14 protein-coding genes are annotated in these 14,081 nt (G+C 65.4%); 9 read left to right on the top strand and 5 right to left on the bottom strand.

The features are described from left to right. Positions 1-131: 131 nt before the first annotated feature. Positions 132-410: a hypothetical protein gene (locus AC1DIO_RS21580; RefSeq protein WP_476854046.1), complete on the bottom strand. Its 279-nt coding sequence runs from the start codon at positions 408-410 to the stop codon at positions 132-134. A 238-nt stretch (positions 411-648) separates the two neighbouring features. On the opposite strand from AC1DIO_RS21580, the gene AC1DIO_RS21575 reads away from it, so the two are divergent. The 9 genes from AC1DIO_RS21575 to AC1DIO_RS21535 all read left to right on the top strand — a co-directional run bounded on the left by AC1DIO_RS21575 (position 649) and on the right by AC1DIO_RS21535 (position 8,221). Further along, positions 649-1,239, top strand: a complete 591-nt coding sequence (locus tag AC1DIO_RS21575) for a TetR/AcrR family transcriptional regulator (RefSeq protein WP_476854045.1) — start codon at positions 649-651, stop codon at positions 1,237-1,239. Next, a complete protein-coding gene (locus tag AC1DIO_RS21570; RefSeq protein WP_441507464.1) occupies positions 1,236-2,000 on the top strand; it encodes an ABC transporter ATP-binding protein in 765 nt (254 codons plus the stop codon). Before AC1DIO_RS21575 ends, AC1DIO_RS21570 begins: the two co-directional genes overlap by 4 nt. Next, positions 1,997-2,722 carry an ABC transporter ATP-binding protein gene (locus tag AC1DIO_RS21565; protein WP_441507463.1) on the top strand — a complete coding sequence of 242 codons (726 nt, stop codon included), beginning with the start codon at positions 1,997-1,999 and terminating at the stop codon, positions 2,720-2,722. The genes AC1DIO_RS21570 and AC1DIO_RS21565 overlap by 4 nt, the downstream gene beginning before the upstream one ends. A gap of 47 nt (positions 2,723-2,769) precedes the next feature. Beyond that, the gene (locus AC1DIO_RS21560; protein ID WP_476854044.1) at positions 2,770-3,975 is read left to right on the top strand and encodes an ABC transporter substrate-binding protein; all 1,206 of its coding nucleotides are present in this window, start codon (positions 2,770-2,772) and stop codon (positions 3,973-3,975) included. 19 nt (positions 3,976-3,994) lie between these two features. Next, entirely contained in the window at positions 3,995-4,858 is an 864-nt protein-coding gene (locus AC1DIO_RS21555; protein WP_441507461.1) for a branched-chain amino acid ABC transporter permease, read from the top strand. Further along, positions 4,858-5,772, top strand: a complete 915-nt coding sequence (locus tag AC1DIO_RS21550; protein ID WP_441507460.1) for a branched-chain amino acid ABC transporter permease — start codon at positions 4,858-4,860, stop codon at positions 5,770-5,772. Before AC1DIO_RS21555 ends, AC1DIO_RS21550 begins: the two co-directional genes overlap by 1 nt. Positions 5,773-5,787: 15 nt before the next feature. Next, on the top strand, positions 5,788-6,276 hold the full coding sequence (locus AC1DIO_RS21545; RefSeq protein ID WP_441507459.1) for a GAF domain-containing protein: 489 nt from the start codon (positions 5,788-5,790) through the stop codon (positions 6,274-6,276). 27 nt (positions 6,277-6,303) lie between these two features. Beyond that, the gene (locus tag AC1DIO_RS21540; RefSeq protein WP_441507458.1) at positions 6,304-7,539 is read left to right on the top strand and encodes a metal-dependent hydrolase family protein; all 1,236 of its coding nucleotides are present in this window, start codon (positions 6,304-6,306) and stop codon (positions 7,537-7,539) included. A gap of 211 nt (positions 7,540-7,750) precedes the next feature. Then, a complete protein-coding gene (locus AC1DIO_RS21535; RefSeq protein ID WP_441492682.1) occupies positions 7,751-8,221 on the top strand; it encodes an aminoacyl-tRNA deacylase in 471 nt (156 codons plus the stop codon). Positions 8,222-8,251: 30 nt separating this feature from the next. Here AC1DIO_RS21535 and AC1DIO_RS21530 read toward each other — a convergent pair whose 3' ends face one another. The 4 genes from AC1DIO_RS21530 to AC1DIO_RS21515 all read right to left on the bottom strand — a co-directional run bounded on the left by AC1DIO_RS21530 (position 8,252) and on the right by AC1DIO_RS21515 (position 14,072). After that, complete coding sequence (locus AC1DIO_RS21530) at positions 8,252-9,496, bottom strand: Zn-dependent hydrolase (protein ID WP_441507457.1); 1,245 nt, start codon at positions 9,494-9,496, stop codon at positions 8,252-8,254. A 267-nt stretch (positions 9,497-9,763) separates the two neighbouring features. Continuing rightward, positions 9,764-10,861: an ABC transporter ATP-binding protein gene (locus AC1DIO_RS21525; RefSeq protein ID WP_476854043.1), complete on the bottom strand. Its 1,098-nt coding sequence runs from the start codon at positions 10,859-10,861 to the stop codon at positions 9,764-9,766. 2 nt (positions 10,862-10,863) lie between these two features. After that, positions 10,864-12,576 carry an ABC transporter permease gene (locus AC1DIO_RS21520; RefSeq protein WP_476854042.1) on the bottom strand — a complete coding sequence of 571 codons (1,713 nt, stop codon included), beginning with the start codon at positions 12,574-12,576 and terminating at the stop codon, positions 10,864-10,866. Between the two features lie 158 nt (positions 12,577-12,734). Beyond that, positions 12,735-14,072, bottom strand: coding sequence for an ABC transporter substrate-binding protein (locus tag AC1DIO_RS21515; protein ID WP_441507456.1), 1,338 nt, complete (start codon positions 14,070-14,072; stop codon positions 12,735-12,737). Positions 14,073-14,081: the final 9 nt, after the last annotated feature.

The raw sequence follows: 14,081 nt of genomic DNA, 5'->3' as shown, positions 1-14,081 counted from the left end.
GGCCAGGCGATGACAGCGTCATGGCGTTCACAGACTTCGGCATCGAGACGCTCAAAGGCCTCGCCGAAATCTACAAAGCCAATCCTCACCTGCTCACAAGATCGGACGACCCGAAATAGCCGTACTGCGGCCTACGCCGCATGGTTACGGAACACAAGGCTCGGCACGCGGATCAGCATGGTCCCGCGGATGGACCGACCGACTCCCGCCGGCCTGGCGCCAGGACCAGATAAAGCGCTGCGGCTGGCCGCTACCGCTTCACCCGCAAGCGCGGGCGGCTGGCGTTCCAGTCGCGGGCGCGATTGATCCCGGCCGTTTACCTTCACCGCCAGCAGGCCGTCGCTGGTTGAAATCCCGGCGCCAGGAAGCGTCAGTGCGTAGGCAACGGCCTCGTCCCAGCTGAACGACATGCCATGGCTCCCTGCAGAATCCGCGGGCTGACCGGCCTTGGCTTTGGCCGGATCCTCAGTGTGTCTTGCCGCTTACCCGTTCAGCACGCAACTCAGCACCGTCGTCGTAGAAACAGTCTTGACTGTTTGTAAATGCGATCACAGGCTTGCTCTCGGCTGAAAGTGGAGGGGCAGCTTGACCGGAACCGGCAAGAGGCGATCGCAGAAGGAACGCAGCGCGGACACCTCTGCGCGGCTGATGCATGCGACGATCKATCTGATGCATGATCGCGGGCTCGCACGCACGACCACCCCCGAAATTGCCCGCGCCGCCGGCGTCTCGCGTGGCGCGCTGACGCATCACTTTGCCGGGCGCGAGGCGATCATCACGGCTTCTGTCGCCGATCTGCTCGGGCGTTCCTCGCGCAACCTGCATCGCTTCGCCGAGGCCTTCGCAGAGCGGGGTGGCTCCAGCGACGAGATCGTCGACTACATCTGGCAGATGATGTCGGACCGGCTGTTCTATGTGACCATGGAGTTCCTGCCGGAGGCGCGGCATAATGACGAGTTCCGGGCTGATCTCGTGCCCGTGGTGCGAGAATTCCACGCTGGTCTGGATGCGGTCTGGACCGCACTCGCCGCCCGCACCAAGGTCGATGCGGACCATACCCGCGTGGTGATGAACGCCACGATGTGCCTGGTGCGCGGCATGATCGCCCAGACCGTGCTGCGGAAGGACCCAGCCTATTACGCCGAGATGCTGAATTTCTGGAAGCTTCAGGTCCGCCAGCATTTTCCGACACAGACATCGCCCTCACGCCGGTCGGTTGCGGGGGCACAGGCTTCATGACGCCGCTGCTGACGGTCACGGGCCTGAAGCTCGACTTCTACGGCGTGCATGTGCTGCGCGGTGTCGATCTCGCCGTGCCGGCCGGAAGCTTTACCGGCCTGATCGGCCCCAACGGTGCCGGCAAATCGACCTTGTTCAATGCTGTATCCGGACTGTACCGGCCCAAGGGCGGTACAGTCGCGCTGGGGCCGAAGGATGCAACGGGCCTGGCACCGGAAGAACTCGTCGCGGCGGGGCTTGTGCGGACCTTTCAGCTGGCACGGGGCTTCCCCAAGCTCAGCGTCTTCCAACATCTGATGCTCTATGGCGCGGATCAGCCCGGCGAGAATCTGCTCGCGGGGTTGTTCGGCTCTGCTGCCGCACGCCGCCGCGAAGCCGAGCTGGCAGGGCGCGCCTTCGAGATTGCGCGCCGGCTGAAGCTCGACCACGTGCTTGATAATCCGGTCACGGCGCTGTCCGGCGGTCAGAAAAAACTGGTCGAGATCGGGCGAGCCCTGATGGCCAAGCCGAAAATCCTGCTGCTCGACGAGCCGATGGCGGGCGTCAATCCGAGCCTGGCCGACGAGATCGCCGAGCATCTCGTCGGGCTCAACCGTGAAGGCCTGACGATCTGCCTGATCGAGCATGACATGGCGCTGATCAAGCGCCTCTGCCAACCGGTCGTCGTCATGGCCGAGGGCAGGACCCTGACCCAGGGTTCGTTCGAGGAGGTCGCCGCCGACATCCGGGTGCAGGAAGCCTATCTCGGGAGGCGGCATTGAGCGCGGCTGCGGGCGCCGCCCTGCTCTCGGTCGAAGGTGTTGTCGCCGGCTATGGCGCGGCCGAAGAAATTCTCAAGGGCACGTCGCTCAGGGTCGCACCAGGCGAGATCGTTTCGATCATCGGGCCGAACGGGGCCGGTAAATCGACCTTGCTCAAGACCGTCGCGGGGCTGGTTGCGGCGCGCAAGGGCCAGATCAGCCTGAACGGCGCGGATATCACGGCTGCGAATGCGCTTGGCCGGGCGCGGGCCGGCATCGGCTTCGTACCGCAGGAACGCAATGTCTTTGGTGCGATGACGGTTGCCGAGAACCTGGAGATCAGCGGTTTCCAGGATTCCGGCGGAGTCAGGACGCGCAGCGAAGAGATGTATCAGCGCTATCCGATGCTGGCGGAGAAGCGGCGCGCGCTGGCGCGTACGCTGTCGGGCGGACAGCGGCAGATCCTGGCGATGGCGATGGGGCTGATGAATGCGCCGAGCCTGCTGCTGCTCGACGAGCCGACAGCCGGGCTCTCGCCCAAGGCGGCTGATGAACTGTTCGAGGCGATCGTCGCCCTGAACAGGGGGGGCTTGCCGATCCTGATGGTGGAGCAGCACGCGCTCGAAGCGCTCGAAATCTCGACGCGGGGCTATGTGCTCGTCTCTGGCCGCAACAGCCGAGAGGGGGCGGGACCTGCTCTCGCCTCCGACCCCGATATCCGCCGCCTCTTCCTGGGCGGCTGAAGCCGACGCCGACACAGTTCAAGAAACATAAGGACAAGGGGATCACCATGACCGATTTCATGACGAACCGCCGGACGCTTCTGACGGGTGCCGCCGCGCTTGCCGGTGTCAGTGCGCTACCGAAGCTCGCGCTCGCCCAGGGCGCGCCGATCAGGATCGGCACCCTGACGCCGTTGACCGGCTCGGGTGGTCCCTATGGCCCGGTGATGGTCAAGGCGGTCAAGGCCGTCATCGATGAGGTGAATGCGGCAGGTGGCGTGCTCGGGCGCAAGATCGAGCTGATCTCGGAGGACGACCAGACCAATCCGGAAGCCGGCGTCCGCGCGGCGCGCAAGCTGATCGACGTCGACAAGGTCTCGGCCATTCTCGGCACCTGGGCCTCCTCGGTCACGACCGCGGTCGCGCCGCTCTGCTGGGAATCGAAGACCTTCCTGGCGACCGTCTCGGGCGCGGATTCGATCACGCAGTTGCCGCATCAGGGCTATCTGATCCGCACGCAGCCGACGACGACGCTGCAGGGCCGCAAGTTCGGCGAGTTCGTCATCGCCGAGAAGGCCAAGCGCGTCTTCTTCCTGTCGCCGCAGACGCCCTTCGCCAAGAGCCAGTTCGACAATATCACCGAGGCCGTGAAGAAGGGCGGCGGCGAGACGGCGTCCCTGATCTATGACGACAAGAAGCCTGCCTATCGCACCGAGATCGACGAGGTGCTGCGCTTCAAGCCCAACGCGGTCGTGTTCGGCGGCTATACGCCCGACACCGCCGTGATGCTGAAAGACCTCTTCCGGGCCGGCTTCGGCGGGCTCAAGGTCGCCTTCGGCTATTCGGTGAACCAGAAGCTCGTCGACAGCGTTCCGGCCGATGTCGTCGACAAGACCTACACGATCTCGCCCTCGTCGGCGGAAGGCTCGAAGGCCTATGAGCGCCTGGTCAAGCTCATCGGCGTGGCTTCGCCCGATCCCTACACGACGCAGATCTATGACCAGATCAACCTGGTGCTGATGGCGATCGCGCTGGCCGGCGATGCGTCCGGTACGGCGATCAAGGACACGATCCGCAAGGCGAGCCAGGCGCCGGGCGGTGCCAAGATCGATAATGCGATTGACGGCCTGAAGGCGATCGCAGCCAAGCAGCCTGTCGACTATGACGGCGCCAGCGGCCCGTGCGACTTCACCGAGACCGGCGATATCAGCGACTCGAAGTTCCGCTACGAGCAGGTCCAGGGCGGGAAGATCGTTCTGGTCAAGATCGCCTGATCCCGAAAGACCCGCGCGCGTGACCCTTTTCCTGCAGGCGCTCATCAACGGGCTGATGACTGGGGCGTTGATTGCCGTCCCGGCTGTCGGCTTCTCGGCCATTTTCGCCGTGCTGCGCTATCCCAACTTCGCCATCGCATCCTATGCCACCATTGGCGCCTTTGCCGCATGGTGGGCGAATGTGGTGCTGGGGCTGCCGATTATTCCGGCTCTCGTGATTGCGTTTGCTATCGCCGGAGCCGTCGGCGTGGTCGCGGAGGAGAGTGCGCTCAGCCGCCTGCGCGGGAACGGGGCGCTCATCGTCGCCATCGCCTCGATCGCGCTCAATCTCGTGCTTGAGAATATCGTCCGGTTCGTCTTCGGCAACGACATGCGCGGCTATGACCTGCCCCTGATGCGCGACATGCGCTTCGGCGATCTGCGGATTGGCCCGCAGCAGCTGCAGAGCCTTGCGCTGGCGGTCGTGATCATGGCCGCGATGTTTGCCTTCCTGCGCTATACGCGCTTCGGCAAGGCCATGCGCGCAGTCGCCGACAATCCCGATCTCGCCCGGCTGAAGGGCATCGATCCTGCCCGGATCGCCATCGTCACCGTCTTCCTGGGCGCTGGGCTCACCGGTGTCGGCGGCGTGCTGATCGGCCTCGATACCTCGATCGACCCGCTCACCGGCTATCGCGTGTTGCTGTCGGTCTTCGCCGCCGCGGTGCTCGGCGGGCTCGGCTCGATCCCTGGCGCCGTGGTTGGAGCGCTTGCGCTCGGCATCGCCGAAGAACTGGCGTTGATTGCGGTGCCCGCAACCTATCGCACCGCCGTCGGCTTCATCGCGATCCTGATCATGCTGACCTTCCGTCCACGCGGCATCCTGGGCGAGAGGGCGGTCTGATGTTGTCCTATGTCATCTTCACCCTGACGCTCTGTGGTATCTACGCGCTGCTCGCGCTCAGCCTGAACCTGATCTGGGGCGGCGTCGGACTGGTCAATCTCGGCCTTGCCGGGTTCTTTGCGGTCGGAGCCTATGCTTCTGCGCTGGCGACTGGGGCAGGGGCGCCGGTGCTCTTCGGCTGGACCGCGGCGCTCGCGGTCGGCGCGGTGGTCGGGCTTGTCGTCACATTCGCGACCTTGCGCCTGCGCGACGACTATCTCGCCATCGTCTCGCTCGGCTTTGCCGAGGTGATCCGGCTCGTTGCATTGAACGAGCGCTGGCTCACCAAGGGATCCGACGGCATTTCCGGGATCAAGGCGCCTCTGAAGGCCGAGCTCGGCCTCATGGGCTTCAACCTGTTCTATCTCGGTCTGGTCACGCTGATCGTGGCCGGCGTCTGGCTGCTGCTGCGTCGGCTCGACGGCTCGCCCTATGGCCGGGCGATGAAGGCGATCCGCGAGGATCAGCAGCTTGCGGCCTTCGCCGGAAAGACGGTGCTGCGTTTCAAGCTCCAGGCCTTCGCGCTCTCAGCTGCCATCGCGGCATTGGCCGGCGCGCTCTATGCGCATTTCCAGTCCTATGTGTCGCCTGACCATTTCCAGCCGCTGATCACGATCTACATCTTCCTGGCGGTGACTGCCGGCGGTGTCGGTCGCCCGAGCGGCGCGGTCGTGGGCGCTTATCTCGTCGTGATCTTCCTCGAGGCGACGCGCTTCGCCACCGAATGGGTGCCAGGTCTGCAGCCTGTCCAGGTCGCGGCACTGCGCGAGATCCTGGTCGGGCTCGCGCTGATCCTCGTCCTGCACCTGCGGCCGCAGGGGCTCCTGCCCGAACGCATTCCACGTGCACCCAAACCCGTTCCTTTCAAAGCCTGAATCCCGGAGTTCACGATGTCCGATGATCTTGCCGCCCTGTCGCGCCTGCTTGCAGAGCCCGGCCAGCCGGACACGCTGTTCAAGGCCTTCGAGGCTGTGACCAAGCAGCTCGTCGGGCATGAGCTCTTCACCCTGCTCTACGTCGATGGCGAGGAGGTCGCGCGGATCTATTCGAACCGCCCGGCCGAATATCCGGTCTCGGGCCGCAAGACGATGGGGCCGACGCCCTGGGGCGACCATGTGCTGAAGGGGCGCAAGCCCTATCTCGGGCGCGACAAGGCCGGAATCCGCTGGGCCTTCTTCGATCACGTGCTGATCGAGAGCATGGGCCTCGGCTCGGTCATCAATGTCCCGGCGCTCTATGACGGCAAGGTCGTTGGCACGATCAACCTGCTCGCGCCGGAAGGCTTCTATCGCGAGGAGCATGTGCCGCTGGTTGAGCGGCTGGCGCCTCTGCTGGTTCCCGCATTCCTGGCTGCCCGCGCAGCAGCGCGCGCTGTCTGACAGCTCCCATCCGACTGGAGAATTGCCGTGGCTTCCACCCTCTTCACCAATGCCCGCATCGTCGACGGCACCGCGCCGGAGCGCGGTGCACCGGTTTCAGTCCTGGTCGAGGGCGGGACGATCCGCGAGGTCGGCAAGACCGTGTCCGCCGGCAAGGCGAAGGTGATCGATCTGGCGGGCCGGACCTTGATGCCCGGGCTGATCGACGCGCATGTGCATGTCATCGCCGGCGTCGCCGATCTCGGGCGCAATGCGGCGCTGCCGGACTCCCTCGTGACGGTGCGCTCCCTCGTGATCATGCGCGAGATGCTGCTGCGCGGCTTCACCACGGTGCGTGATGTCGGCGGCGCCGATTTCGGGCTGAAGGTTGCGACCGAGGAGGGGCATTTCCCCACACCGCGCCTCGTCATTTCCGGCAAGGCGCTGAGCCAGACCGGCGGCCATGCCGATTTCCGCGGCCGCTATGACGATCGCGAGGCGGTGACGACCCGTCATCGGCTCGGCGCTCTCGGCCGCATTTGCGACGGCATCGACCAAGTGCGCCGGGCGGCTCGCGAGGAGCTCAAGGGCGGAGCCGATTTCATCAAGATCATGGCCAATGGCGGCTGTGCCTCTCCGACCGATCCGATCCATTTCCTCGGCTATTCCGTGAGCGAGCTCGAGGCGATCGTCGAGGAAGCCCGGATGGCCGGCACTTATGTCTCGGCCCATGTCTATACGGACGAGGCGATCCGCCGCTGCGTCGAGGCTGGCGTCCACTCGCTCGAACATTGCAACCTGATCCAGGCGGATACAGCCAAGCTCGCCGCCGCGAAGGGCGCCGTCGCCGTGCCGACCCTGGTGACCTATGACAAGCTCGCCAGCGAAGGCGGCAAGCTCGGTTTCCCGCCGGATTCCATCGCCAAGGTCGAGAATGTCCGTGTCGCCGGCATGGATTCGCTCGCCATCATGAGGAAGGCGGGCCTGCCCATGGCCTATGGCAGCGATCTTCTCGGCGAGATGCATCGTCATCAGTCCGAGGAGTTCGTCATTCGCGGCCGCGCCCTGCCGGCGCATGAGGTGATCGGTGCGGCCACCCATGTCGCGGCGAAGCTGCTCGGGCTCGAAGGCAAGATCGGTACGGTCGCGCCGGGCGCCCATGCCGACCTGGTCGTCGTCGACGGCGACCCGCTGAAGGACCTGGCGTTGCTGACCCGCCAGGGCCGGCATATGCCGCTGATCATGAAGGGCGGCGCCTTCATGAAGCGCTCAAGCCTGAGCTGAGGCCGCTGGCGGGCAGACAATCGAGCGGTTCCGGGACGATCGGTTAGCCGAGGCCCGGAACCCGGATCCACAACCGCGTGTCAAAGGCTCGCCGGCTCGCACGGGCGGAGCCTGTGCCCCGGCCCTGGCAGCCCATTCGCCGTTGACTTCGCGGAGGAGGAGAGGAGGATGTCGTCCTGACGCGTCGCCAGACAACAAAGGGGCGCCTCCGATGACAATCGCAAAGAAACTCCAGGCCTATATCGACGGCGAAGGCATCGCCTATGACACCGTCGCGCATCACCGTACGGCGACCAGCAGCCAGTCGGCGCAAGCCGCGCATGTCCCGGGCAGCAGGCTGGCCAAATCCGTGGTGGTTCACCATGAGAGCGGCTATGTCCTGGCCGTCGTTCCCAGCACGCACCGGATCGAGCTCTCCACTTTGCAGGATGTGATACACCAGCGGCTCGGCCTCGCCTCGGAGGATGAGGTGAGTTCGCTGTTCGTCGATTGCGACCTGGGCGCGGTTCCGCCGATCGGATCAGCCTATGACGTACCGGTGATCCTCGATGAAAGCCTTCATGACGCCAGGGACGTCTATTTCGAGGGGGGCGACCACAGGACGCTGGTGCGCGTCAGTGGACCTGACTTTTGCAACCTGATGAAGGATGCGCGGGTCGCTCGCTTCAGCCACCCGTCCTAGACATCGGCATCGCGCGGGGCGACAGAGCCCCTATCGATCGGCGCGCGCGACCACGGAGCGGAACAGGACATTCAGTCCGGGCTCCAGATCCTCGCGCGTGCAGAGTTCCAGGTTGTTATGGGTGATGCCGTTTTTGCACGGCGCGAAGATCATCGCCGTCGGAGCATGGCGGGCGACGAAATAGGCGTCGTGCCCGGCCTGGCTCAGGATATCCTGCGTCCGGTAGCCGAGCCCGAGCGAGACAGAGCGGATGCCCTCGATCAGTTCGCCCGAGAAAATCCGTCCGCCCCAGTTCCAGGTGTCGAGGATTTCGGCCGTGCAGCCGCCGCGTGCTGCGGCTTCGCCAATGGCGCGGCGCACGCGCTCGGCCATGACCAGGGTCGTCTCCGCGTCGGGATGGCGGACGTCGCAAACCGCCTGCGCCCAGTCCGACAGGATGCCGGGCTTGTTCGGCCAGGCGACGAGCCGCGAACCTGTCGCCTTGCCGCCCGTGCCGGCGTTCTCCCAGCCGATATCGTCGACCGCAGTGAGAAGGCGCGCGCCGGCCACCAGGGCGTTCCTGCGCCGCTCCATCGGCCAGGGACCGGTATGGGCGGTCTCGCCTCGGAATTCGACGAGCATGCCGCAACTCGGGTAGCCGCCGGTAACGACGCCGACCTGCATGCCCTCGCGGTCGAGAATCGGGCCCTGTTCGATATGGAACTCGAAATAGGCGTCGAAGGCGTGCGGGCTTGCCTCCATCTCGCCGAGATAACCGATGCGCTGCAGCTCCTGGCCGAGACTGATTCCGTCATCGTCGGTGCGACCGCGGGCCCAGTCCAGTGTGTAGGTGCCGGTGAAGCAGCCCGAGCCGACCATGGGCGGGGAGAAGCGGCCGCCCTCCTCATTGGTCCAGTTCACGATCTCCAGCGGGCGGCGCGTGCGATGGCCGAGCGCATCGAGCGTGCGGCAGACTTCGAGCGCGCCGAGCACGCCGGCGATGCCGTCGAAGCGGCCGCCATTCACCTGCGTGTCGAGATGGCTTCCCATCACGACGGGAGGCAGCGTGTCGTCGCGGCCCTGACGCCGGGCGAAGATATTGCCGATTCCGTCGATGCGGACGGTGAGGCCGGCCTCCCGGCACCAGCCGACGAACTCGTCGCGGACCTGCTTGTCGGCATCCGACAAGGCAAGCCTGGAGAGACCGCCCGGCCGGCCCGGACCGATCTCGCCCGACCGTTCTATTGTCGTCCAGAAGCGCTCGATGTCGATGCGGGCGGCGGCAGGCGGGCTCATGGCGAAGATCTCTTGCGCAAGGTCGGCGAGCGATGCCGCGCAAGCAAATAGCCGTCACGGCATCACGGGATGCATCAACTCTGAGCGGCGCGACACCGTTCTGGCAACTGGATATTCGTCATGGCCTTGCCCGGCGCCGCGCATTGGTCGTGATTCTCGCCAGGGCTGGATCATCTGACGGGATACCGTATCCGGTCCGATGATCCAGGCTTCCGTGCTTGCATCGGCTTTCCCCGAAAACCTCAATTCACTTTCCGGGCCGATGCTTTAGCGCTCCAGCCAGAGCGCGGTTCTCGGCGACAGCGACAGGCTGACGGGTGCCGCGACCTCATGCAGGTCGCCGCCCGACTGGAAGGGCAGGTCGACCGAGACTTCGGTTTCGCCGATCGTGACGCCGTAGCGCATGCTCGATCCCAGGAACTCGCGATGCGCGATCCTGCCCGGCAACGCGACTTGCCCAGCATGCGTGGCGCCTGCGGCGCCGAGAGTCGCATGCTGGGGACGAAAGACCAGCTTGGCGCCGGTCGGGACCGCTACATCACCCGGGATCGGGAGCTTCGCGCCGCCCTTGACCTCGAAGGCGCGTTCGGTGCCGCTGCCGACAACCTTGCCCTCGAGGATATTGGCGGTACCAAGGAAATTCGCGACGAAGAGATTGGCCGGGCGCTCGTAAAGGTCCATCGGGGTGCCGACCTGCTGGACGATGCCCTCGTTCATCACCGCGATGCGGTMGCAGATCGTGTTGGCCTCCTCCTGGTCGTGGGTGACGAAGATCGTCGTCAGGCCGAGGCGCTGCTGCAGGTCGCGCAGCTCGCGCCGCACCTGCACGCGCAGCTTGGCGTCGAGATTGGAGAGCGGCTCATCGAGCAGCAGGACCTTCGGTTCGACCGCGACGGTGCGCGCGACCGCGACGCGCTGCTGCTGGCCGCCGGAGAGCTGGGATGGGCGCCTGTCGCCGAGATGGCCGAGCCCGACCAGGTCGAGCGCGACCCCGACGCGCCGCTCGATCTCGGCGCGGGCGACGCCGCGCTCCTCAAGACCGAAGGCGACGTTCTTGCGGACTGTCATATGCGGCCAGAGTGCATAGGACTGGAAGACCATGCCGACATCGCGCTTCCAGGGCGGCAGGGTGGAAATGTCCTGGCCGCCGATCCGGACCTGGCCGGTATCGGCCTGGTTGAAGCCGGCGATAAGGCGGAGCAGCGTGGTTTTGCCGCAGCCCGATGGCCCGAGAAAGGCGAAGAATTCACCGGGCCGGATCGCGAGGTTGACGTTCTTCAGCACATGATTGGTGCCGTAGGAGAGATTGATGCCCTCGATATCGACGGCGACGGCTTTGGTAGCGAGCGGTGCGATGGCGTTCATGATCAGTGGCCCATTCCCTTGGCCTTCTGGCTGCGTTCGATGATGAGATGGGAGAGGAAGGTGCAGGCCGCGACGAGGATGACCGCGACGACGCCAAGCGCCGCACCAGGCCCACGTCCGGCGGCGGACTGCATAAAGACATAGAGCCCATAGGCCAGTGGCGCGTCGGAGTTGGACTGCACCAGCATCAGCGTGGCCGAGAGCTCGACCGCCGCGGTCGAGAAGCTGGTGACGAAGCCGGCGAGAATGCCGCCTGCCATCAGCGGGACGACGACGCGCCGCACTGTCCGGGATTTGGTGGCGCCGAGATTCTCCGCCGCCTCCTCAAGTGAGACCGAGATCTGCTGCAGCGCCGCGTGGCAGGCGCGCAGCGCATAGGGCAGGCGCCGGATCGCGAGCGCCAGCACGATGGTGATCCAGAGCGAGGCGAGCGGCGTGCCGTCCGGCAAGGTGATGCCGTAGAAGGTCCGGAGGTAGCCGATGCCGAGCACCACACCCGGGATCGCCAGTGCCGCCGACGCCGTCCAGTCCAGCCATTCGCGGCCGACCAGCTTCGTCCGCAGCACGAGATAGGCGATCGCCACACCGAGCACGATGTCGATCCCGCCTGCGATGCTGGCATAGATCAGCGTGTTCTTGATGTAGACGGAGCTCTCGCCGAAGACGCGGGCGTAATGAGCGACGGTGAAGGCGTCCGGCAGCGGCGAATAGGACCAGATCGTCGCAAAGGAGAGCAGCAGCAGTCCCAGATGCGGCGCGAGCACCAGCGCCAGGATCAGGATGACGACGCCATAGCCGAAGATGGCCTCAGTCGGTGACATCACACGTTTGGCGAGGCCGCCGCCGCCGCGCTGGGTCGTGGCGTAGTCGCGGCCCTTCAGCGCCAGCGCCGACAGCCACATGGCGACGACCGAGGCGATGATCAGGACGACCGAGATGACATAGCCCATCGGGTCGGCAATCCCGATCGAGGTCACCCGCAGATAGGCCTGCGGCGCCAGCATGTCCTTGACGTTGAGCAGGAGGGGGGTCGCCAGATCGTCGAAGACCTTGACGAAGACCAGCGAGGCGCCGGCGAGATAGCCCGGCATGGCAAGCGGGAAGACGATGCGGCGGAAGAGGCGGAAGCCGGAGGAGCCGAGATTCTGCGCGGCCTCTTCCATGGCCCGGTCGATATTGCGCAACGCCGCCGAGAGATTGATCAGGATGAACGGGAAGTAGTGGACCGACTGGACGAAAATGACGCCGTTCAGCCCTTCCATGAAGCCGATCTTGAAGCCGAACCAATCATCCAGCAGCAGGTTGATCGAGCCGTTGCGGCCGAAGAAGAGCTGCATCGCCACGGCGCCGACGAAGGGCGGCATGATCAGGGGCAGGAAACCCAGCGTCTGGACGACCGCAGCGCCGCGGAAGACGAAACGCGTCGTCAGATAGGCCAGCGGCAGTGCGAAGACCGACGCCCAGACCACCGACATGGCCGAGACATAGACCGAGTTCCAGAACGACCGGATGAACAGCTMGGTGCGGAAGAAGTCGTAGAAATTGATCAGCGTGAAGCTGTTCGTACCCTTCTCGGTGAAGGCGACATAGATCACCGTTGCCACCGGCAGCACGAGGAAGAACAGCAGGAAGGCTGCAATGGCCAGCGCGAGCGCGATCTGGCCAGGCGTCGCCGACATGCGTTTGGGGCGCGAGAGCGCGGGGACGGCGGTCATGGGGAGTTCCCGAAAGAGGCTCGATCGATAAAGCCCGCGCCATCATGCCAGACGGCCGCGCGGAGATCCGCGATCCATGCCCGAGCCCCCAATGGGAGGCCGGCATGGATCCCGGCTCTTCACGTCGCTACGGCAGGGATGACGGCAGCGGCGACGGCTCAGCGCGCGAGCTTGAGGGCTTCCTCGGCCTTGGTCTTGGCCTTGGCGTAATTCTCGCGGGCGGCATTGGCCCACTGGCTCTCGAGCTCCGCCTGTCTGGCGCCCTTCTCCTTGCCGCCGGTAAAGGCGCCGCGGAGTTCCGCGCTTGCAGCCTGCGCTTCCGAGACCGGCATGGCTGCGATCAGGTTGCGTGCCTCATCGGCTGCAGCCTTGGCCTGGGCGTTGGGCTTCTTCGCCAGCGCGGCGTCGACCTCGTGCAGCGTCTTGGTGACGCCCTTCAGCGCATCGAGCTGGAAGGAGATCAGCTGGTCGAACAGAGTGTCGACGACAGCGGTCCGGGCTTCGGATTTGTCGACGTCGAAGCCGATCATCTTCTGGAAGCGCGGATCGGTGAAGGGGTTGGGATAGTCGGCGCCGGCCTTGGCATAGACGGCCGGATTGACCGGCAGGCGGCGGATGCCGGGGTCGAGCAGGACCTCCTGGCCGGCCGGCGAGAGCAGGAACTCGACGAAGGCCTCGGCCGCCGCCTTGTTCGGTGGGTTCGCGATGATGCCGACATTGGCAGGCACGACGGTGGTCACGGTCGGGTAGACGAACTTGACCGGGAAGCCGGACGCCTGCGCCGAGAAGGCGAAGAAGTCGATGACGATGCCGACGCCGACCTGCCCGGAGTTCACCGCCTCCGGCACTCCGAACGAACGTTCCGTGATCGAGCGGAAATTGCCCGACATCTCCTTGAGCGTGCGCCAGCCCTTCTCCCAGCCTTCGCCCTGAAGGATGGTCTCGACGGTCAGGTGCGTCGTGCCGGAGCGGGCCGGCGAGGCGATCGAGACATGGTCGTAGAAGGCCGGCTTGGCGAGATCCTGCCAGTCCTTCGGCTCCGGCAGCTTGTTGGCCTTGGCGTAGCGATCATTCCACATGATGCCGTAGCCCGATGCCGCGAAGCCGAAATAGAAGCCCTGCGGATCATTGATCGGATAGGAGCCGATCTTCTCGGGGATGCCGGCCGCCTTGGGCTTGTAGGGCGTCAGCAGCTTCTTGCCCTTGAGCACTTCGAAGGCGTCAGGAGCCGATGCCCAGAAGAGATCGACCTGGTTGTTGGCCTTTGTCTCCTCGACATATTTCACACCGGCATTGGTGTTGCGGTTCTGAACCTCGAGCGTGACGCCCGGAACCGCCTTCTCGAAGGCCTTTTTGATCGGGTCGGTCACGTCCTTGGAGAAGGAGGTGACGACGGTGACCTTGCCGGCCGGAGCCTGGGCGAGGGCGATGGTTGCGAATGACGTGCTGAGCGACAGGCCGAGGGCGGCCGCGAGTGCGACCCTGCGATTGACCATGATTTCCTC

It is taken from the genome of Allobosea sp. 05T439 (assembly GCF_056396005.1).
Note: the sequence above shows the minus strand (reverse complement) of the source record. Positions and strands in the feature narration are given on the sequence as shown.

What these genes read in the sequence shown, in the direction of transcription:
- AC1DIO_RS21530 (WP_441507457.1), bottom strand. Translation starts at nt 9,496, where the DNA reads ATGAGCCCGCCTGCCGCCGCCCGCATCGACATCGAGCGCTTCTGGACG.
- AC1DIO_RS21545 (WP_441507459.1), top strand. Translation starts at nt 5,788, where the DNA reads ATGTCCGATGATCTTGCCGCCCTGTCGCGCCTGCTTGCAGAGCCCGGC.
- AC1DIO_RS21570 (WP_441507464.1), top strand. Translation starts at nt 1,236, where the DNA reads ATGACGCCGCTGCTGACGGTCACGGGCCTGAAGCTCGACTTCTACGGC.
- AC1DIO_RS21550 (WP_441507460.1), top strand. Translation starts at nt 4,858, where the DNA reads ATGTTGTCCTATGTCATCTTCACCCTGACGCTCTGTGGTATCTACGCG.
- AC1DIO_RS21580 (WP_476854046.1), bottom strand. Translation starts at nt 410, where the DNA reads ATGTCGTTCAGCTGGGACGAGGCCGTTGCCTACGCACTGACGCTTCCT.
- AC1DIO_RS21515 (WP_441507456.1), bottom strand. Translation starts at nt 14,072, where the DNA reads ATGGTCAATCGCAGGGTCGCACTCGCGGCCGCCCTCGGCCTGTCGCTC.
- AC1DIO_RS21535 (WP_441492682.1), top strand. Translation starts at nt 7,751, where the DNA reads ATGACAATCGCAAAGAAACTCCAGGCCTATATCGACGGCGAAGGCATC.
- AC1DIO_RS21560 (WP_476854044.1), top strand. Translation starts at nt 2,770, where the DNA reads ATGACCGATTTCATGACGAACCGCCGGACGCTTCTGACGGGTGCCGCC.